We start from the raw sequence: 19,775 nt of genomic DNA, 5'->3' as shown, positions 1-19,775 counted from the left end.
GGAGCTGTGATTGGTCACTATGGACACAGAGCGGACCAACTGGCAACATGATGACAATTGTACGAACCGCATATGGTAAAAAAGGGTTCAGATGGGGGAAATTGCGGAGAGGGAACTATTCGAGGTCCTGGAACCTCCAATCCAGCGCATTCCCTTTGTGTTCAATTCGCCGCATAGCGGCCGTTCCTATCCCCAGAGCTTCCTCGATCAATCGCGGCTCGACGCCGTTTCAATTCGCCGGTCGGAAGACCACTATGTCGACGAGCTGTTCCAGAACGCGACTTTTCTCGGAGCGCCGATGCTGCTGGCGCATTTCCCGCGCGCCTTCCTCGACGTCAACCGCGAGCCCTACGAGCTCGACCCGCGCATGTTCGACGGCCTGTTGCCGCCCCATGCCAACATCAGTTCGATGCGCGTCGCCGGCGGCCTCGGCACGATACCGCGGCTCGTCGCCGAGAACATGGAAATCTATCGCGGACGGTTCCCGGTAGAGGATGCGCTGGCGCGGATCGAGTCGATCTACAAACCCTACCATGCCACCTTGCGCAAGCTGATCGCCCGCACCCATGTCCAGTTCGGTCTGTCGGTGCTGATCGATTGTCATTCGATGCCCGGGAACATGCATCTGCCCGGCAGCGCCCAGCGTCCCGATTTCATCATCGGTGACCGCTATGGGACCAGTGCCGCGGGTGAACTCTCGCGCGCTGCGGTCGATCTCTTGCAGCAGCTCGGCTACAGCGTCGTGCGCAACAAGCCCTATGCCGGCGGCTTCATCACCGAGCATTATGGCCGCCCGACGCGCGGGCTGCATGCGCTGCAGATCGAGATCAACCGGGCGCTCTATGTCGATGAGACGACGCTGGTGCGCAAGCCCGGCTTCGGCGCGCTGGTCGCGGATCTCACGACCTTCGTCGCGTCGCTTTCCCGCCATGTCGAAGACTACGGCGCCTACCTCCCGCTCGCGGCGGAATAACATCGGATTTTCTGCAGGCGCTTCAAAAAAAACCGCGCCAACGGCGCGGTCAAGTCTAGGGAGGAAACACCCAAGGAGGGTATTTACAGTCACAGGTGACTGTACCCAAACCTTAATTTTGCACTGCACAAATGTCAAGTTTTTTCGCTGAAAACTTTTGCGGTGCATCAAAAGGTTTTTCAGTCGAAGTGCCGTCTCAACCGATTGAAATCGCCAAAACGGCGATCGGGGGCGAGGGTGGGGCCTTGCGGCGCCCAAGAGCTCGCGGCCCTCGTCGCAGCCGTGATGCCAGCGACAGCAAGCAGCTTACCGCGTTCAGGTCGTTTGCCTTTCGGTGAATTTCGGCTATGCAGGACGTACCTTCCTCCATGCTTCCCTGAGAGAGAGCCATGCTGCCTGACCGCGCCTTCTTCGATCGCCTTGCCGAAGCTGCCAAGGCAGAGACCCTGCCGCGATTCCGGATCGGCACCAGCGTGGTCAATAAGCTCGAAGGCGGCTTCGATCCGGTAACGGAGGCGGACCAGTCGGCGGAAGCGGCGATCCGCGCGCTGATCGAGAAACATTTCCCCGAACATGGCATCCTCGGCGAAGAACACGGCAATGTCGGGCTTGACCGGGAACATGTCTGGGTCATCGACCCGATCGACGGTACCCGTGCCTTCATCTCCGGCCTGCCGGTCTGGGGCACGCTGATCGGCCTCTATCGCAATGGTGAGGCGGTCATGGGCCTGATGGACCAGCCGTTTACCGGCGAGCGCTATTTCGCCGATGGCCAAAAGACGGTCTACCGCGGGCCCGGTGGCGAGCAGGTGCTTTCGACGCGCGCCTGCAAATCGCTTTCGGACGCGGTGCTCTTCACGACGTCGCCGCATCTCTATACCGGCGATTTCAAGACCCGCTACGAGGCGCTGCAGAGCAAGGTCCGGCTCTTCCGTTATGGCTGCGATTGCTATGCCTTCGCGCTTCTCGCTGCCGGTCATGTCGACCTGGTGATCGAATGCGGGCTGAAGCCCTATGATGTCGGCGGCCTCATCCCGCTGATCGAGCAGGCCGGCGGCATCATCACCAACTGGCAGGGCGGACCGGCGGAAATGGGCGGCGAAGTCATCGCTGCCGGCAATGCCGAACTGCATGCGCAGGCGCTGGAAATCCTGAACGGCTGAGGCCGCCGCGCTCCGGCGCTGATGCCGAAGCGCGATGCAAAATCAAACAATCAGCGAAAGTTCCACCTGTATCAGGCGGCGGTATTTTCGCGCTCGTCGCCCTCTTCGGGGATGACGAAGGCGAGGATCGCGGCCATCGCCTGGGCGCGATAACGATCCGCTTCGTGCAGCAATTCGTGGCGGGCGCCATCGATCGGGATCATCTGGGCGGCGCGGAAATTGCGTGCCAGCCACTCAACGGCGAGATGCGGCACCAGACGGTCCGCAGTCGGCGCAAGGATGATCGTCGGCAGGGTGATCTGCGTCAGATGCTCGCGGCGGATGACCCGGCGCATGGCACGGAAGGCCTCGCTCAGCCAGCGCGCCGTCGGCGGGCCAAGCCGCAGTTCCGGATGCGTGTCGGTCAGGGCGATGTTGCGCAGGTAGCGGCGCCGGTCCGCCGTCAGAACGTTGTTCTCGAACGGACGGTTGCCCTTGTCCGGATGCGCCGGCAGCGTGCCGAGACCGATGCAGCGCATAAAGGTCGCAACCGCGGCGATGCTGCGCTCGCCGAGCGCCTGGCCGCCGAGGCCGACGAAGGGCGCCAGCACCACCAGCCGGTCGATCCGGCTTGCCAGCATCGGTGCCAGCGAGAGGGCAACGAGCGCACCCATGGAGTGGGCGACGATCGAGAAGGGCAGGCGCGTGTCCGGCAGCACGATCTGTTCCAGGAAGGTGCTGAGGTCGCGCTCATAGTCGGAGAAGTGATCGACATAGCCGCGTCCGGGGTTCGGCAAGAGCCGCTCGGAGCCGGCCTGGCCGCGCCAGTCGAAGGTTGCGACCCATAGGCCGGCGGCCATGAGTTCGGCGATTGTCTCGAAATATTTCTCGATCGATTCGTTGCGCCCCTGCAGCAGGACAACGGTGCCGCGCGCGACCGGCTGCTTCGTCTTGAAGATCGCGTAGCGGATCTTGCGGCCGCCGACGCCATCGAAGAAGCCCGCCACGTGATTTTCCGGGATCGGATTGTCCGGTGTCGAGTGCAGGATCGATGTCATGACGTCGTAGCGGCCAGGAAGAGCGGTTGATCGATAACATCAAGGGATAGGCGGCAGGGTCTTCGCCGTCAAAGAAAAAAGGCCGGAAACGGTGGGTGAAATCCGGACGATCACCGTTTCCGGCCGCTGAAGGGGAAGGGACGTATCACTTCAGCCTGGGAGTTACCGCCCAGGCTTTCCTTCTAGCCTCCCGCGGCTGAACGGAAGCCGAAGCGGCCATTCATGTCGGGTTCACGGGAAAATCGTGAGCGCTCACGTCTTGAAGTCGCGAATTCGCCTCCCCAAATCAGGGTCACGGGCGCCGAAGACGGGTCCGTTCACCGGTCCTGCCGCTGCCAAAATGGGGTGGCCGACCAGACATCGCAAACCGTTGCTCCAAGGAGGACACAATGCGTCACTTCGATTTCTCTCCCCTCTACCGTTCCACCGTCGGCTTCGATCGCCTGTTCACGATGCTCGATAGCCTCGGCCAGCCGGATCAGGCTCAGACCTATCCGCCCTACAACATCGAACGCACCGGCGAAAACGCCTACCGCATCACCATGGCCGTTGCCGGCTTTGACGAGAGCGAGCTTTCGATCGAGGCCCGTGAGCACACGCTGACGGTCAAGGGCGAAAAGGCCGAGGAAAAGGGCGAAGAAAGCCAGTTTCTCCACCGCGGCATTGCCAAGCGCGCCTTCGAGCGCCGCTTCCAGCTTGCCGATCACGTGGAGATCAAGTCCGCTTCGCTGAAGAACGGCTTGCTGCACATCGACCTCACTCGCGAGATCCCGGAAGCAGCCAAGCCTCGCCGGATCGAGATTTCGTCCGTTGCCTCGCAGCCGAAGCAGATCGAGGCTCAGACCCTCTAACCGCGAAGGCAATCTCCCAAGACAGGCGGCGTCCCCAGGGACGCCGCTTTTTTATTGGCTCTTTTTTGGGGGCTCTTGGAAATCACGCGGGTTCCGGACGGAAATCGCACCAGGCCTTTGCCAGTGATGCCATCTGAAGCGGGGCGCTCTAGGATCTGGCCGGGGCAGGCATTGCGGACGCCTGCTTCCTGGCGGCGTAGCGCTGTGCGATGACGGCGCAGGCCATCAGCTGGATCTGGTGGAACAGCATGACAGGCAGCACGATCGCGCCGATGTTCTGCCCGGCGAAGATGGCGCTCGCCATCGGAACGCCGCTTGCGAGGCTTTTCTTCGAGCCGCAGAAGGTGATGGCGATCTCGTCCGCCGTGTCGAAGCCGAGCAGGCGGCTGCCGAACATGGTGATGGCGAGGACGAGCGCCAGCATGAGGAACTCGATGGCGACGAGGATGCCGAGATCGGTCAGCGAGTAGGTCTGCCAGAGGCCCGATGTCACCGCCTGGCTGAAGGCGAGATAGACGACCATCAGGATCGAACCGCGATCGACGGGGGCCAGCAGCCCCTTGCGCGCCCGGATCCAGCCGCCGATCCACGGCTGCAGCAATTGCCCGGCAATGAAGGGTGCAAGCAATTGCAGCAGGATCTGCTCCAGCGCATCGAGCGTCACGCCGCCATGGCCGCCGGCGGAAAAAAGCAGCCCGACGAGCAGCGGCGTCAGGAACATGCCGAAGATATTGGAAGCAGACGCCGAGCAGATCGCTGCCGGCACGTTGCCGCCGGCCATCGAGGTGAAGGCGATCGACGATTGCACCGTCGAGGGCAGCACGCAGAGGAACAGGATGCCGGTATAGAGCGTCGACGGCAGGATCGAGTTCGGGACGAAGCCGATCGCGAGGCCGATCAGGGGGAAGAGCGTGAAGGTCGAAGCAAGGATCGTCAGGTGCAGCCGCCAGTGCAGGATGCCGGCGATCACTACGTCACGCGACAACCGCGCACCATGCAGGAAGAAGACCATGCCAACGGCCACCTTCGTCGCCATGCCGAACCAGACGGTGGCATCACCATGGATCGGCAGGACGGATGCCAGCAGCACCGTCGCCAGAAGTAGGATGGTGAAGGTATCGGGAAGGTAGCGGCGCATATTAGGTCACTTGCTCGTCATCAAACGTCTTGCCGGGATCGCTCATTATGAAGCAGGATGCAAGGAATAACAGTTATCGCGATTTGGGATGAGCCATGCTGGATCTCGTGCAGTTGCGCAGCTTCGTCGCCCTCGAGCAGATGGGCAGTTTCACGCTGGCGGCGGAAAAACTGTCGCTTGGACAATCGACCGTCAGCCAGCACATTCAGAGGCTCGAGGCCTCGCTCGGGCGGACCCTGGTTGCCCGCGATACGCACCGGGTGGCCCTGACGGCGGATGGACTGGCGCTGCTTGCCCATGCCCGGTCGATGCTGGCGATCGACGGCGAGGTGCGGGCGCTCTTTGCCGAAAGCAGCCTGCGCGGGCGCCTGCGTCTCGGCGTTTCCGAGGACTTCGTCATGAGCCGGTTGCCGGCGGTGCTGGAAGATTTCGTGCGGGCGCATCCGTCGGTCGATCTCGAACTGACCGTCGCCTTGAGCGGCGTGCTCTACCAGATGCAGGACAATGGCGAGATCGATCTCGTGCTGGCCAAACGAAGGCTTGGCGATATCAGAGGCGAACTCGTCTACCGCGAACCGCTCGTCTGGCTGGCGCGCGATCCCGAAAGGATCAGGCGTGACAAGGTCCTGCCGCTGATCGCCTTTCCGCCGCCGAGCATCACCCGCAGCGTCGCTCTCGAGGTGCTCGACCGGCACCGCCTGCCGTGGCGCATCGTCTGCACCTGCGGCAGTCTCAGCGGGCTGACGGCAGCCGCGCGCGCCGGCATGGGCGTGCTCGTGCAGCCGCGCAGCATGGTGCCGGCGGGACTGAAGGAGATACCGGCCGGCATCCTGCCGCCGCTCGAGGACGTCGAATTCGTGCTGGTGCCGAGCAAGGGCGTCGACCGCAAGCTGAGTGCGGCGCTTTCTTCCGAGATTCTCTCCAATGTGCGGACATTGCAGGGGCAGGCTTGATGCGGGAGATCATCCCGCCCGGGCGGCGGGATGATCCAGTTTCTTGTAGCGCGTGGCTGCCGACGGAAAGGCGTCGCCGCTTCCTGGAACTGCCTCAGCAGGCGGCAACGAAGCGTTGGACGTCCTCGGCCTTCGTCGCGAAGCTGGTGACGAGACGATAGAGGCCTTCATTCTCCGCGAGGCTGCCGTCGAGGTCGTGCGGCACGGGCCAGTCGTAAAAGACGGCGCCCTGCTGTCTAAGGTTCGCCGCCACGTCCTTCCTCAGGATGGGGAAGACCTCATTGGCGTCCGCCTGCCAGGCGAGCCGGCTCGTCTTCGAGGCGGCAATGCCCTCGGCAAGGCGGGCGGCCATCGCATTGGCATGGCGCGCGAGGTTCAGCCAGAGATCGCCGGCAAAGTAGGCGTCGAACTGCGCCGAGACGAAGCGCGACTTGGAGAAGAGTTGAGCCGAGCGCTTGCGCAGGAAATGCATTTCGTGCGCCTTGGAGAGATCGAACAGCACCAGCGCTTCGGCGCACCAGCAGCCGTTCTTGGTGCCGCCGAAGGAGACTAGGTCGACACCGCGCTTCCAGGTCATTTCCGCGGGCGTCGTGGCGAGGCTGACAAGTGCATTGGCGAAGCGGGCGCCATCCATATGCAACGGTAACTTATGCGCCTTGGCAACGGCGGCGATCGCCTCGATCTCGGTGAGCGAATAGACCGTGCCGCTTTCCGTCGCCTGGGTCAGCGTCACCGCGGCCGGCTGACCGCCATGGACATTGTCCAGCGGATAGCGCCGGATCTCGGTTTCGAGCCGGGCCGCCTCCATCTTGCCCCATGGTCCATCGACGGGCTTCAGCCGGGCGCCATGCGAGAAGAATTCCGGCGCGCCGCATTCGTCGGCGATGACATGCGCCTCGCGATGGCAGAAGGTGATGCCGCCGGCACGGTTGGCGGTCGCAAGCGCCAGCGAATTGGCGGCGGTTCCGGTGCCGACGAAAAAGACGGCGACGTCCCTTTCGAAAATCTCGGCGAACTTCTTTTCCACTTTCCGGTCGAGATCGCTGGTGCCGTAGGCAGACGCGTATCCGCCGGCATGCGCCGTCAGGCTTTCGGCAATCGCCGGATGGGCGCCAGCCCAGTTGTCAGACGAAAAAATCATCACTTTCCACCCTGTATTACAGTCTTTTCGACGGATTTTACCGACCTTAGCCGAGTTCTCGGCCGGATCAATCACGGTCAGTGGTCGAGAGGCCAACAGGAGACCAGTTTGAAACCAAAAGGAAGAAAACGCGGGGGAGTCGTAATTTAATTATAAAAGCCGGACATTTCCGGCAATGTTCGGCAAAATCTTCTCTATTATTTGCTGATATGCCCCTTGCGGTGGGGGGTAGTTTCTGGCATAGAGCACATGAAATAGGACAGGTTTGCTGTCCTATTTCGGTCTAGGGACCGGAACAATCGCCGCGAGTGCCTAAAAAAATGGCAGGCGGCGTGCGAAGCAGGGGGATTTGCCGGATTTCATCCGGTTGTTATCGCCTGCCGTCAGGATGGTCGCAGACATCAGTGCCTGATGATGTCGTGCTTATTTGCGACCTGATCAGGATCATGAGACGATGAGTGCCCCGGCTTTTTGGCGTGCCTTTGCGCGCAACGAAGAGCCATGCGCGGGCGGTGCCATGCCCGGCGGTGCCGGGTTTAACAGGAGGGAAACCGATGACGGATCATTCGCCATCACAGCAATCTGGGCTCAACCTCGCACACAGCGTTGCGACGGCTGAAAAAACGCCCGCATTCCCGACTGGCCTGCCGCGAAAACAGGGTCTCTACGATCCGCGCAACGAGCATGACGCCTGCGGCGTCGGCTTCGTCGCGCATATGAAGGGCCAGAAGTCGCACCAGATCGTGCAAGACGGCCTCTTCATGCTCGAAAACCTGACGCACCGTGGTGCCGTTGGCGCCGACCCGCTGATGGGCGATGGCGCGGGGATTCTCGTGCAGATTCCCGACCGCTTCTTCCGCGAGGAAATGGCCAAGCAAGGCGTCACCCTGCCGAAGTCCGGCGAATATGCGGTCGGCCATATCTTCATGCCGCAGGACGATGCGCTGGTCGAACATTTCAAGCGGGTGATCAAGGACGTCGTTGCCGAGGAAGGCCAGGTGCTGCTCGGCTACCGCGACGTGCCGGTCGACAATTCGTCGCTGTCGAAGGCGCCGGAAATCGCCGCGACCGAGCCGCGCCACATCCAGGTCTTCATCGGTGCCGGCCGCGATGCCGCCACGAACCCCGAGTTCGAGCGTCGCCTCTTCACGCTGCGCAAGGTGATCTCCAACCGCATCTATGACGAATACAAGGGCGAGGAGAGCAACTTCTACCCCGTCTCGCTGTCGTCCTCGACGATCGTCTACAAGGGCATGTTCCTCGCCTACCAGGTTGGCGCCTATTACAAGGACCTGTCCGACCCGCGCTTCGAGACGGCGGTGGCACTCGTGCACCAGCGCTTCTCCACCAACACCTTCCCGTCGTGGAAGCTCGCGCATCCCTACCGCATGGTCGCCCATAACGGCGAAATCAACACGCTGCGCGGCAACGTCAACTGGATGGCGGCGCGCCAGGCTTCAGTCTCTTCGCCGCTCTTCGGCGAGGACATTTCCAAGCTCTGGCCGATCTCCTATGAGGGTCAGTCGGACACGGCCTGTTTCGATAACGCGCTCGAGTTCCTGGTGCAGGGCGGCTATTCGCTGTCGCATGCAGTGATGATGCTGATCCCGGAAGCCTGGGCCGGCAACCAGCTGATGTCGCCGGAACGCAAGGCCTTCTACGAATACCATGCGGCGTTGATGGAGCCATGGGACGGACCGGCCGCGGTCGCTTTCACCGACGGCCGCCAGATCGGCGCCACGCTCGACCGCAACGGTCTGCGTCCGGCCCGCTATATCGTCACCTCCGACGACCGCGTCATCCTCGCGTCGGAAGCCGGCGTGCTGCCGGTGGACGAAGACAAGATCGTCAAGAAGTGGCGTCTGCAGCCCGGCAAGATGCTGCTGATCGACATGGAGCAGGGCCGCATCATCTCCGACGAGGAGGTGAAGTCCTCGCTCGCCCAGAAGCATCCCTATAGCAAGTGGCTCGAAGACACCCAGCTCATCCTCGAAGAGTTGAAGCCGGTGGAACCGCGCGCGCTGCGCCGCGACGTTTCCCTGATCGACCGCCAGCAGGCCTTCGGCTACACGCTCGAAGACACCAAGATCCTGATGTCGCCGATGGCGACGACCGGTCAGGAAGCGATCGGCTCGATGGGCACCGATACGCCGATCTCCGCGATGTCGGACAAGCGCAAGCTGCTCTATACCTATTTCAAGCAGAACTTTGCGCAGGTCACCAACCCGCCGATCGACCCGATCCGCGAAGAACTGGTGATGAGCCTCGTCTCCTTCATCGGCCCGCGGCCGAACATCCTCGACCACGAGGGCATGGCGCATGCCAAGCGCCTCGAAGTGCGTCAGCCGATCCTGACCAACGGCGATCTCGAAAAGATCCGATCGATCGGTCACACGGAGGATCGCTTCGACACCAAGACGCTCGACTTCACCTATGACATTTCACGCGGCGCCGAAGGCATGCCCGAAATGCTCGACCGGCTCTGCGAGCGCGCGGAAGCGGCGGTGAAGGGCGGCTACAACATCATCGTGCTCTCCGACCGCCAGGTTGGTCCGGACCGCGTGGCTATTCCCGCGCTGCTCGCGACCGCCGCCGTGCACCACCACCTGATCCGCAAGGGCCTGCGCACCTCGGTCGGTATCGTGCTCGAGTCCGGCGAACCGCGCGAAGTGCACCATTTCTGCCTGCTCGCCGGCTACGGTGCCGAGGCGATCAACCCCTATCTCGCCTTCGATACGCTGATCGACATGCACAAGCGCGGCGATTTCCCGAAGGAGGTCGATGCGAGCGAGGTCGTCTATCGCTACATCAAGGCCGTCGGCAAGGGCATCCTCAAGGTCATGTCCAAGATGGGCATCTCGACCTACCAGTCCTATTGCGGCGCGCAGATCTTCGATGCGGTCGGTCTGTCGTCGAAGTTCATCAACCAGTTCTTCTTCGGCACGGCGACGACGATCGAGGGCATCGGCCTCGAAGAGATCGCCGCCGAGACCGTCGCCCGTCACAAGGCGGCTTTTGGTGCCGATCCGGTTCTCGCCAACACGCTCGACATCGGCGGCGAATATGCCTTCCGCATGCGCGGCGAGAGCCATGCCTGGACCCCGGATGCGATCGCCTCGCTGCAGCACGCGGTTCGCGGCAATGCTGAGGACCGCTACCGCGAATTCGCCGAGATGGTGAACAACTCGGCGCTGCGCATGAACACCATTCGCGGCCTCTTCACGGTGAAGAGCGCCGAGGCTGTCGGCCGCAAGCCGATCTCGGTCGACGAGGTCGAACCGGCCGCCGACATCGTCAAGCGCTTCTCCACCGGCGCCATGTCCTTCGGCTCGATCAGCCGTGAGGCGCATACGACGCTGGCGATCGCCATGAACCGGATCGGCGGCAAGTCGAACACCGGCGAGGGCGGCGAGGAAAGCGACCGCTACCTGCCGCTGCCCGACGGTTCGATGAACCCCGAGCGCTCGGCGATCAAGCAGATCGCCTCCGGCCGCTTCGGCGTGACCACGGAATACCTGGTCAATGCCGACATGCTGCAGATCAAGGTGGCGCAGGGCGCCAAGCCCGGCGAAGGCGGCCAGTTGCCCGGCCACAAGGTCGACGCGACGGTTGCCAAGACCCGTCACTCGACCCCGGGTGTCGGCCTGATCTCGCCGCCGCCGCACCATGACATCTATTCGATCGAAGATCTGGCGCAGCTGATCTACGACCTGAAGAACGTCAATCCGGAGGCGGATGTCTCGGTCAAGCTCGTCTCGGAAGTCGGCGTCGGCACGGTTGCCGCCGGCGTCGCCAAGGCGCGGGCCGACCACATCACCGTTGCCGGCTTCGACGGCGGTACCGGCGCTTCGCCGCTCACCTCGCTGAAACATGCGGGCAGCCCATGGGAAATCGGCCTTGCCGAAACCCAGCAGACGCTGGTGCTGAACGGCCTGCGTTCGCGCGTCGCCCTGCAGGTCGACGGTGGCCTGAAGACCGGCCGCGACGTCATCATCGGTGCGCTGCTCGGTGCCGACGAGTTCGGCTTCGCCACCGCGCCGCTGATCGCTGCCGGCTGCATCATGATGCGCAAGTGCCACCTCAACACCTGTCCCGTCGGCGTTGCGACCCAGGATCCGGTGCTGCGCAAGCGCTTCAAGGGCACGGCCGAGCATGTGATCAACTACTTCTTCTTCGTCGCGGAAGAAGTGCGCGAGATTCTTGCCTCGCTCGGCGTCAGGAAGCTCGACGAGATCATCGGCGCATCCGAATTGCTCGAAAAGGACGGTGCGATTGCCCATTGGAAGGCCAACGGCCTCGACTTCTCGAAGATCTTCCACAAGGTGGAAGCCAAGAAGGAAGAGACCTACTGGACCACGCGTCAAAAGCATCCGATCGACGACATTCTCGATCGCAAGCTGATCGAGAATGCAACGGTTGCGCTCGAAACCAAGGCTCCGATCGTGATCGACGCCGAGATCAAGAACGTCGACCGTTCGGCCGGCGCCATGCTCTCGGGCGCGCTTGCCAAGCGCTGGGGTCACAAGGGCCTGAAGGACGACACCATCCACGTGACCCTCAAGGGCACGGCTGGCCAGTCCTTCGGCGCGTTCCTCGCACGCGGCATCACCTTCGATCTGGTCGGTGACGGCAACGACTATGTCGGCAAGGGTCTTTCGGGCGGGCGCATCATCGTCCGGCCGCCGGAAAACGCGAAGATCGTCGCGCAGGAATCGATCATCGTCGGCAACACCGTGCTTTACGGCGCGATTTCGGGCGAGTGCTACTTCAACGGCGTCGCCGGTGAACGCTTCGCCGTGCGCAACTCCGGCGCGGTCGCAGTCGTCGAAGGCGTGGGTGACCACGGCTGCGAATACATGACCGGCGGCGTCGTCGTCGTGCTCGGCGGCACGGGCCGCAACTTTGCGGCCGGCATGTCTGGCGGCGTTGCCTATGTGCTTGACGAGGAAGGCGATTTCGCCCGTCGCTGCAACATGGCGATGGTCGAGCTGCAGCCGGTTCCGGAAGAGGACGACATGCTCGAGAAGCTGCATCACCACGGCGGCGACATCATGCACAAGGGCATGGTCGACGTCTCCGGCGACATGACGCGCCACGACGAGGAGCGGCTCTATCAGCTCATCTCCAATCACCTTCACCACACGGGTTCGCCCCGGGCGAAGGAGATCCTCGATCGGTGGACGGATTACCGGCCGAAATTCCGCAAGGTCATGCCGGTCGAATACCGCCGTGCGCTCGAGGATATGGAACGCATGAAAATGGCAGAGGCGGCCGAATAGGAGGCCCCGGTGACCAAGGCTCCCGGTTCATCACAGACTGGTTCGGGGGCCCCTCACGCGCGCTTGGGAAAAGCGCCTGTTCAGACGCAAAGCTTTCAGGATAGTACGATGGGTAAGGTAACTGGATTTCTCGAGATCGACCGGCAAGTGGCAAAGTACCAGCCGGCATCTGACCGCATCCGCCATTTCCGCGAATTCACCATTCCGATGTCAGAGCCGGAAGTGCAGAAGCAGGCCGCGCGCTGCATGGACTGTGGCATCCCCTATTGCCACGGGCCGACCGGCTGCCCGGTGCACAACCAGATTCCGGACTGGAACGACCTCGTCTACAACGGCAACTGGGACGAGGCGATCCGCAACCTGCATTCGACCAACAATTTTCCGGAATTCACCGGCCGCGTCTGCCCGGCGCCGTGCGAGGAAGCCTGCACGCTGAACCTCGAGGACACGCCGGTGGCGATCAAGACCATCGAACAGGCGATCGCCGACAAGGCCTACGAGATGGGCTACATCGTGCCGCAGCCGGCTGTCATCAAGACCGGCAAGAAGGTTGCGGTCATTGGCTCCGGCCCGGCCGGCATGGCGGCAGGCCAGCAGCTTGCCCGCGCTGGCCATGAGGTTCACGTCTACGAGCGTGAGACGAAGCCAGGCGGCCTGCTGCGCTACGGTATCCCGGACTTCAAGATGGAGAAGAACTTCATCGATCGCCGCGTCGAACAGATGAAGGGCGAAGGCGTCACGTTCCACTGCGGCATCAATGTCGGCGTCGACCTGCCGATGCAGCGTCTGCTCGACGACTACGATGCCGTGCTCTACTGCGGCGGTTCGGAGACGCCGCGTGATGCGGGCATCCCCGGTGTCGAATTCGCCGGCGTGCATGACGCGATGCCTTATCTCGTCCAGCAGAACCGCCGCGTCGGCCGCGAAAACATCGACAGCGTCGGCTGGCCGTCCCAGCCGATCCTTGCCGGCGGCAAGCACGTCGTCGTCGTCGGCGGGGGCGATACGGCGTCGGACTGCGTCGGAACGGCCTTCCGTCAGGGCGCGGTCAAGGTGACCCAGCTCGACATCCGTCCGCAGCCGCCGGAAAAGGAAGACAAGCTCGCCGTCTGGCCGTTCTGGGCGACGAAGATGCGCACCTCCTCCAGCCAGGCCGAAGGCGCCATCCGCGAGTTCCAGGTGGCGACGCTCGAATTCATCGGCGACGAGGACGGCAATCTCACAGGCGTGAAGTGCTGCCAGGTGGATGATCGCCGCAAGCCGATCGCCGGCACGGAGTTCATCATCAAGGCCGATCTCGCCTTCATCGCCATCGGCTTCCGCGGTCCGTTCGCCAACAGCGTGCTGAAGGATCTCGGCGACAAGCTGACGCTCAACACCGACCGCCGCGGCTCGACCAATGTCGTCGCCAACGAGCGCGACTACAAGACCTCGGTCGAGAAGCTCTGGACCGCGGGCGACGTGCGCCGCGGCCAGTCGCTCGTCGTCTGGGCGATCCGCGAAGGCCGCCAGGCGGCGCGGGCGATCGACGAGGCGCTGATGGGGTCCACGACCCTGCCGCGCTGACGCTTTACTCCCAAGCGTGAAAAGCCCTGTCCGCGTGAACTGACCCCCGAAAGTTGAACATCAACCTTCGGGGGTCAGTTCAGTGCGACAGGGCTTTTTGTTGGCGATTGAACAGCGCCGTTTCCGGAGCACGCCGCGATCTTTCAAATTCGCTCTTTGCGCTTTAAGTCTTTGATTATTCGCATGTAGTTATCGCAAAACTGCCGCGCACTTTTGCGCGACATGTTTAGTTGCGGATCACCGGATTGCTGATCACCGTGCTTGGCTTCGACAGGCGGAAGTCGTCGACGCGGCCCGCCGGTGCGGCGACGACATCGCCCTTGTCGACCAGCAGGTCGCGAGGGCTCTTGCCATTGCCTTTGTCCGGGGCGGCGTTGCCGAGCAGGGACCCGGCGCCGTCCAGCGCCGGATCGGTCAAGCCGATCGGCTGGGTCTTGACGATATCCTCGTTACCAAGCGGCGCCGTCACGACCAGGTCCTTGAGTTCGCCCGCTCCCGGCACGTTCTTGTCCGTCGCGGCGGCATCGCCGAGCAGCCGGCGAATATCCTTCTCGACGTAGAAGGCGAGCTTGCGTTTGCCGGCCTTGGTGAGGTTGACGCCATCGGCGCCGCGCAGACGAACCTGCTGGCCGTTGATGTCGGAACCGGTCAGAACGAACTTGCCGCCCTCGTCGACGAAGCCGTCCCAGATGTCGACGAACTGGCCGCCGACCTTTTCGATCTCCTCGCGATAGATGCCGTTGAAGGTCACCATGTCTGCGGTCATGGCCGCCGACTGGAAAGGCGGCATGCCGACCCAGAGAACCGGCAGTTTCTCCTTTCGGGCAAGGGCCGCCAGTGCATTGACGCGCTTGCGGTACTCTTCCGTCCAGAGATCGCTGCGGAACCTTTCCTTGACGTCTCCCATCTGCATCTGCTGCCGGTCGTTGGCGCCGAGGCTGACGATGATGACGGAAGGCTTCACTTCAGAGACATAGCCGGGAAGGGTGCCTGGCCAGTTGAAATAGTCCTCGCGCACGAGGCCGGACGAGCCGTTCGCCCGCGTCTCGATGGCAATGCCGGGCGTCATCTCGAAGGCGGTCTTCAGGCCGTCGCCGAGGCTGCCGGCCATGAAGTCGCCGACCACCAGTACCTTCTTGGCGTCCGGCGCCTTCTCCACGACCACCGGCACGGGGGCAGGCGTATCGGCAACCTTCGGCTTCTGCTTCTGTTGCCCCAGGCCCTTCTGTCGCTGCTGCTGTTGCTGCCGCTGGCGTTTGGGGCGCGGCTGCTCGGGAAAATAGTCACGGTCCTCATAGACCGGTCGTTCGCGGGTCAGCCCGCCAAAGAGCATCTGGAACAGGTTGCGCCGCTGGACCCGTTCCTGCGCTTCGGCAAAGCTCGCGAAAAGGCTGACGACAACCATCGCCATCGCGGCGATGCAGATGGTCGCAATCCCGAACGGCGTTTGGCTCTGGTGCCCGCGGCGTTTGCTCATCATCTGGTTCTTTACCCGTTCATAGCGTGTTCCGGCGGGGATGAGCCGCTGTCACGTTTAAGCGCGCCGCACGGGTGCAGCGCGCTCTTCCGACGTTATCTCACGGATACGGCGATCGTGAAACCGTTTCGAGTCCGCTAGTTGCGCAACGCCCGCAGCAGCATCTGGGTCGGCTCTCCATCCGGCGGCAGGCCGTTCTTCGACTGGAACGCCTGGATCGCGGCCTTCGAGCCGGAACCAAAATTACCGTCGACCTCGCCGCTGTAGTAGCCGAGCTCCTTCAGGCGGTTCTGCAGCTCGAACTTCTCGCTGATGTCGAGCGAGCCGTCCGGACGCGGCCAGCGCTGCTGCATGCCCTGATAGCCGGCGATCTGGTCGGCAAGAAGGCCGACGCCAAGGGCGTAGCTGTCGGAAGCGTTGTAGCGCTTGATGACGAAGAAGTTCCTGGTCATCAGGAAGCCGGGGCCTTCGCCGCCGCTTGGCAGCTTGAGCTCGGCGCGCATGCTGCCGTTGCGGAAGCCCTTGCCGTTCGGCCTGACGAAACCAAGCGACGCCCATTCGGCGAGCGTCTTCGTCTGGCCGGAATATTTCGCGGCATTTGCCGGCGGCGCGACTTCGTAGCCCCAGGTCTCGCCCGGCTGCCAGCCGTTCTTCTTCAGCAGGTTGGCGGCAGTCGCCAGCGCGTCGGGCACCGAGTTCCAGATGTCGCGGTGGCCATTACCATCGGCGTCAACCGCATAGAGCAGATAGCTCGTCGGGATGAATTGGGTGTGACCCATGGCGCCCGCCCAGGAACCGGTCAGCTCGCGCGGCGTGATGTCGCCGCTCTGGAGGATCTTCAGCGCGGCGATCAGCTGCTTCTTGGCGTAATTCGAGCGCTTCGGATCGACATAGGCAAGGGTTGCGAGTGCGCGCGGCACGTAATGCAGACGATCATCCTTCTCGAGCACGGCGCCGTAGTTGGATTCCATCGACCAGATCGCCAAAAGGATGGTCTTGTCGACGCCGAAGCGCTTTTCCAGTGCGTTCAGCGTGCGGGCGTGCTTGGCCGCCATCTCTTGGCCGACGCGCTTGGTGTAGGGGTTCACGCGGGAATCGATGTATTCCCAGATCTTGTGCTTGAACTCCGGCTGATAGTTCGCCTTTTCGATCACCGTCTGGTCGGGCGTCTTCACGCCGGAGAAGGCCTGCCGATAGGTCGCCTTGGTGATGCCTGCCTTGGCAGCCGTGGCGTAGAATTCGTTGATCCAGTTCTGGAATCCGGCATCGGCGCGCGCGGGCGAGGTGCCGAGCGCGGCGGCGGAGAGGACGAGGGCGGCTGCGATATGACGGAAAAACGTCCTGCGGTTTCTGATCATCAGCTGTCGGTTCCGTTTCTCTGCGGGGCTTCGGCCGTCATGGCCCGAATCGCTCCGCAAGGTGGCAGTCTGGGGCCAGCCTGGACAGTGGGGGCAGTCGTCGGCGGCTCCTGTTTCGGATCCGGCCGCGATTGTTGCATTGCCGGATTGCAACGAATCTACAGAAACGTGGTCAACAAACCCTTTACCATGAAATTGTGGTGGCGTCTTCCGCTGCAGAAAATGTCAAGCCATGGTCGTGGAGTTCGCATATGCATTTGTTCCGTCGGTTCATGCTGTGTTCAGCTGACGGCATAGAGATTGCGGCTCCATTACGGAGCGCTGTATGGTTCTGACGGATTGCCGTTCGGGACCATCCGGCAAGACTTATGAGTGAAGTCCTATCAAGGAGGTATCGATGACCGACAAGCGTAAAGTCCGCAAAGCCGTGTTCCCGGTCGCAGGGCTGGGCACACGTTTCCTGCCGGCCACCAAGGCCGTGCCGAAGGAAATGCTGACGGTGGTGGACAAGCCGGTCATTCAATATGTGGTCGATGAGGCGCTGGAAGCCGGCATCGAACATCTGATCTTCGTCACCGGCCGCAGCAAGGCGGTCATCGAGGATTATTTCGACATTCAGGTCGAGCTCGACCAGACGCTGCGCGAGCGTAACAAGAAGGCCGAGATCGCGCTGCTCGACAGCATTCTGCCGAAGGCCGGCACCACCAGTTTCACCCGCCAGCAGGCGCCGCTTGGCCTCGGCCATGCGGTCTGGTGCGCCCGTGACCTCGTCGGCAATGAGCCCTTTGCGCTGCTGCTGCCGGACATGATCATGAAGGGCGAGAAGGGCTGCCTGAAGGGCATGGTCGAGCTCTATGAGCAGAGCGGCGGCAATGTCATTGCCGTCGAGGAATGCGCACCGGACCAGGCACACAAATACGGTATCGTCGGCGTCGGCGACAAGGTGGGCGATGGCTTCAAGATCACCAAGATGGTCGAGAAGCCGGCACCGGGCACGGCCCCGTCCAACTTCTTCATTAACGGCCGCTACATCCTGCAGCCGGAGATTTTCCCGATCCTCGAAAAGCAGGAGCGCGGCGCAGGCAACGAAATCCAGCTGACCGATGGTATGCTCAAGCTCTCCGACAGCCAGCAGTTCGCCGCCTATCACTTCCGTGGCGACACCTATGACTGTGGCGCCAAGGATGGCTTCATTCTGGCAAACGTCGCCTTTGCGCTGGAACGCGGCGACATCCGCCCGAGCGTCGAGGGTCCGCTAAAGAGCCTGCTTAGCGCTCTGAAGTAATAGCCTTCGTCATGAACTCGGGAGGGCCGCGTTCCCTGGGCGCGGCCTTTCGTCGGCGGATGCAGGGAGCTTGCGGTCAGCGCCGGAGCGTGAGGCCCACGCCGACGCGGGTGATGTCCGTCGTATCACCCTGATCGCGGGTCGTGCGCTCGTAGCTGACGTCGCCCGTCAGTGCCAGGTAGCGGTTGATGTCGTAGGTCAGGCCGGCGCCGGTACGCCAGGTGGTTTCGTCGGACGAGCGGGCGTCGGAGGGGTAGTTGCGCAGCGTCAGGCTGTTCGTCAGCCGGGCCACCAGATCCGAGCGCATCTGGTGGGTGATGATGTTGGTGAGATTGTAGTCGATCGACCCCGCATCGCCCGGCGTCGTCGACGGGTTGAGGTCGGTCGAAACGGCGAAGAGCACATCGGTGCCGCGCTGCGGCGACCAGTTGAGGCGGCCGTCGACCGAAAGGCCGCTGAGTTCGCCGAGCCGGTCGTCCTCGAAGTTGTACGTCTCGTAGCCGAGGCCGAGCTCGCCATAGAGTTTCTCACCGAGGTCGAGCTCGATACCGCCGCGTCCGGCATAGGTCTGGTAGGAACGTTCAAAGCCGAGCGGATCCTCGCGCAGGTCGTAAAGCGATTTTCCGACGGAGGCTTCCAGGAACGGGATCAGTGCCGGCGACAGCTCGTAGCCGACCCGGGCCGTGAGGATGCCGGTATTGCGATTGCGGTATTTGACCGACAGGTTCGTGCCGTTTTCGAGTTCGACATCGCCGTAGGTACGCCGGTCGAAGTCGATACCGACGGAGCCGCGGATCAGACCGAAGTCGCGCTCGATGGCGGCACCAAGGCGGTAGGTGTTGACCGCGGATTGGGTCTTGGCGTTCGAGATCGCGTTCGGATCGTCGGCGTCTTCACGCTCGAAACTATAGCCGGCGCGGAGCCGCGCGATCGTTTCGTCCCAGAGATCGAGCCGCAGTTCCGCGTCGACATTGGCGCGCGGCTCTTCCTCGCCCTCACCGGAGATGTTGTTTTGTAAGACGCCTTCGCCGGTGACGGTCAACTGATGCCGCGACCAGTCCGAGGTGAGCGTGCCGCGGATCCCGGTTTCGAGATAGCCGCGGTTCGTCCTGGTGTCTCCGTCCTTGCGCCATTCATGGTTGATGGTCTCGCTGACGCTCGGGCGCAGCGTGAAGGTACCGATGCGAACGCCCGGTGCGCGATCGTATTCGGGATTATAGGTCCGCAACCGCAGGCCGTCGATCGTCGGCTCGCGCTGGTTGAGGCGGAGGTAATCCTCGTTCTGCGCTGGCGGCAGGTCGTCGCCGCTGACGGCGCCGGTGGTCTGCGGGTCGGCGATTGCGGGCGTTGTAGCCGGGATGGCTGCCGGGGAGGTGCTGGCGCCGTAGGAAGTCGTGGGGGCAGTGGCCGTTTGCGCGAGCAATGACGTTGGTGCGAACAGGGCGGTGCCGGCCAATAGCAACGCCAGCGAGGTCGAACGCCGCGCGTCTCCTTTGGTCGAGCGAGATGAGCCTGGCACCATATGCCGATTGTCCACGAGCCTGATTGCAATCC

At 62.8% G+C, this 19,775-nt stretch carries 13 protein-coding genes; 7 read left to right on the top strand and 6 right to left on the bottom strand.

Annotated features, from left to right (window positions below; all coding sequences use genetic code 11):
• The first annotated feature begins 91 nt into the window (after positions 1 to 91).
• Positions 92 to 973 carry an N-formylglutamate amidohydrolase gene (locus QM996_RS14615; RefSeq protein WP_500268089.1) on the top strand — a complete coding sequence of 294 codons (882 nt, stop codon included), beginning with the start codon at positions 92 to 94 and terminating at the stop codon, positions 971 to 973.
• A gap of 389 nt (positions 974 to 1,362) precedes the next feature.
• Positions 1,363 to 2,136 (top strand): inositol monophosphatase family protein, encoded by a 774-nt coding sequence (gene hisN / locus QM996_RS14610; RefSeq protein WP_500268088.1) that lies wholly within the window; start codon positions 1,363 to 1,365, stop codon positions 2,134 to 2,136.
• A gap of 71 nt (positions 2,137 to 2,207) precedes the next feature.
• On the opposite strand, the gene QM996_RS14605 is transcribed toward hisN, so the two are convergent.
• Complete coding sequence (locus tag QM996_RS14605) at positions 2,208 to 3,173, bottom strand: alpha/beta fold hydrolase domain-containing protein (RefSeq protein ID WP_500268087.1); 966 nt, start codon at positions 3,171 to 3,173, stop codon at positions 2,208 to 2,210.
• A gap of 389 nt (positions 3,174 to 3,562) precedes the next feature.
• Here QM996_RS14605 and QM996_RS14600 point away from each other — a divergent pair, with 389 nt between their 5' ends.
• Complete coding sequence (locus QM996_RS14600; protein ID WP_500268086.1) at positions 3,563 to 4,024, top strand: alpha-crystallin domain-containing protein; 462 nt, start codon at positions 3,563 to 3,565, stop codon at positions 4,022 to 4,024.
• Between the two features lie 148 nt (positions 4,025 to 4,172).
• On the opposite strand, the gene QM996_RS14595 is transcribed toward QM996_RS14600, so the two are convergent.
• Positions 4,173 to 5,162: a bile acid:sodium symporter family protein gene (locus QM996_RS14595; RefSeq protein WP_500268085.1), complete on the bottom strand. Its 990-nt coding sequence runs from the start codon at positions 5,160 to 5,162 to the stop codon at positions 4,173 to 4,175.
• 95 nt (positions 5,163 to 5,257) lie between these two features.
• Here QM996_RS14595 and QM996_RS14590 point away from each other — a divergent pair, with 95 nt between their 5' ends.
• Positions 5,258 to 6,115, top strand: coding sequence for a LysR family transcription regulator (locus tag QM996_RS14590; protein WP_500268084.1), 858 nt, complete (start codon positions 5,258 to 5,260; stop codon positions 6,113 to 6,115).
• Between the two features lie 94 nt (positions 6,116 to 6,209).
• On the opposite strand, the gene QM996_RS14585 is transcribed toward QM996_RS14590, so the two are convergent.
• Positions 6,210 to 7,256, bottom strand: coding sequence for a threonine aldolase family protein (locus QM996_RS14585; protein WP_500268083.1), 1,047 nt, complete (start codon positions 7,254 to 7,256; stop codon positions 6,210 to 6,212).
• A 554-nt stretch (positions 7,257 to 7,810) separates the two neighbouring features.
• Here QM996_RS14585 and gltB point away from each other — a divergent pair.
• Together gltB and QM996_RS14575 are read left to right on the top strand one after the other, a co-directional pair.
• Positions 7,811 to 12,535 (top strand): glutamate synthase family protein, encoded by a 4,725-nt coding sequence (gltB, locus tag QM996_RS14580; RefSeq protein WP_500268082.1) that lies wholly within the window; start codon positions 7,811 to 7,813, stop codon positions 12,533 to 12,535.
• 108 nt (positions 12,536 to 12,643) lie between these two features.
• A complete protein-coding gene (locus QM996_RS14575) occupies positions 12,644 to 14,101 on the top strand; it encodes a glutamate synthase subunit beta (RefSeq protein WP_500268081.1) in 1,458 nt (485 codons plus the stop codon).
• Between the two features lie 226 nt (positions 14,102 to 14,327).
• Here the strand turns inward: QM996_RS14575 and QM996_RS14570 are convergent, their stop codons facing one another.
• Together QM996_RS14570 and QM996_RS14565 are read right to left on the bottom strand one after the other, a co-directional pair.
• Entirely contained in the window at positions 14,328 to 15,581 is a 1,254-nt protein-coding gene (locus QM996_RS14570; protein WP_500268080.1) for an SGNH/GDSL hydrolase family protein, read from the bottom strand.
• A gap of 134 nt (positions 15,582 to 15,715) precedes the next feature.
• Complete coding sequence (locus QM996_RS14565) at positions 15,716 to 16,936, bottom strand: lytic murein transglycosylase (RefSeq protein ID WP_500268079.1); 1,221 nt, start codon at positions 16,934 to 16,936, stop codon at positions 15,716 to 15,718.
• Between the two features lie 397 nt (positions 16,937 to 17,333).
• Between QM996_RS14565 and galU the strand changes: the two genes are divergently transcribed.
• Positions 17,334 to 18,221 (top strand): UTP--glucose-1-phosphate uridylyltransferase, encoded by an 888-nt coding sequence (gene galU / locus QM996_RS14560; RefSeq protein WP_500268078.1) that lies wholly within the window; start codon positions 17,334 to 17,336, stop codon positions 18,219 to 18,221.
• Between the two features lie 76 nt (positions 18,222 to 18,297).
• Here the strand turns inward: galU and QM996_RS14555 are convergent, their stop codons facing one another.
• Positions 18,298 to 19,743 (bottom strand): outer membrane beta-barrel protein, encoded by a 1,446-nt coding sequence (locus QM996_RS14555; protein WP_500268077.1) that lies wholly within the window; start codon positions 19,741 to 19,743, stop codon positions 18,298 to 18,300.
• Positions 19,744 to 19,775: the final 32 nt, after the last annotated feature.

This window comes from Sinorhizobium chiapasense, from assembly GCF_045277575.1.
GTDB classification, from domain to species: domain Bacteria; phylum Pseudomonadota; class Alphaproteobacteria; order Rhizobiales; family Rhizobiaceae; genus Ensifer; species Ensifer chiapasense_A.
This window is presented reverse-complemented; position numbering and strand designations above follow the sequence as displayed.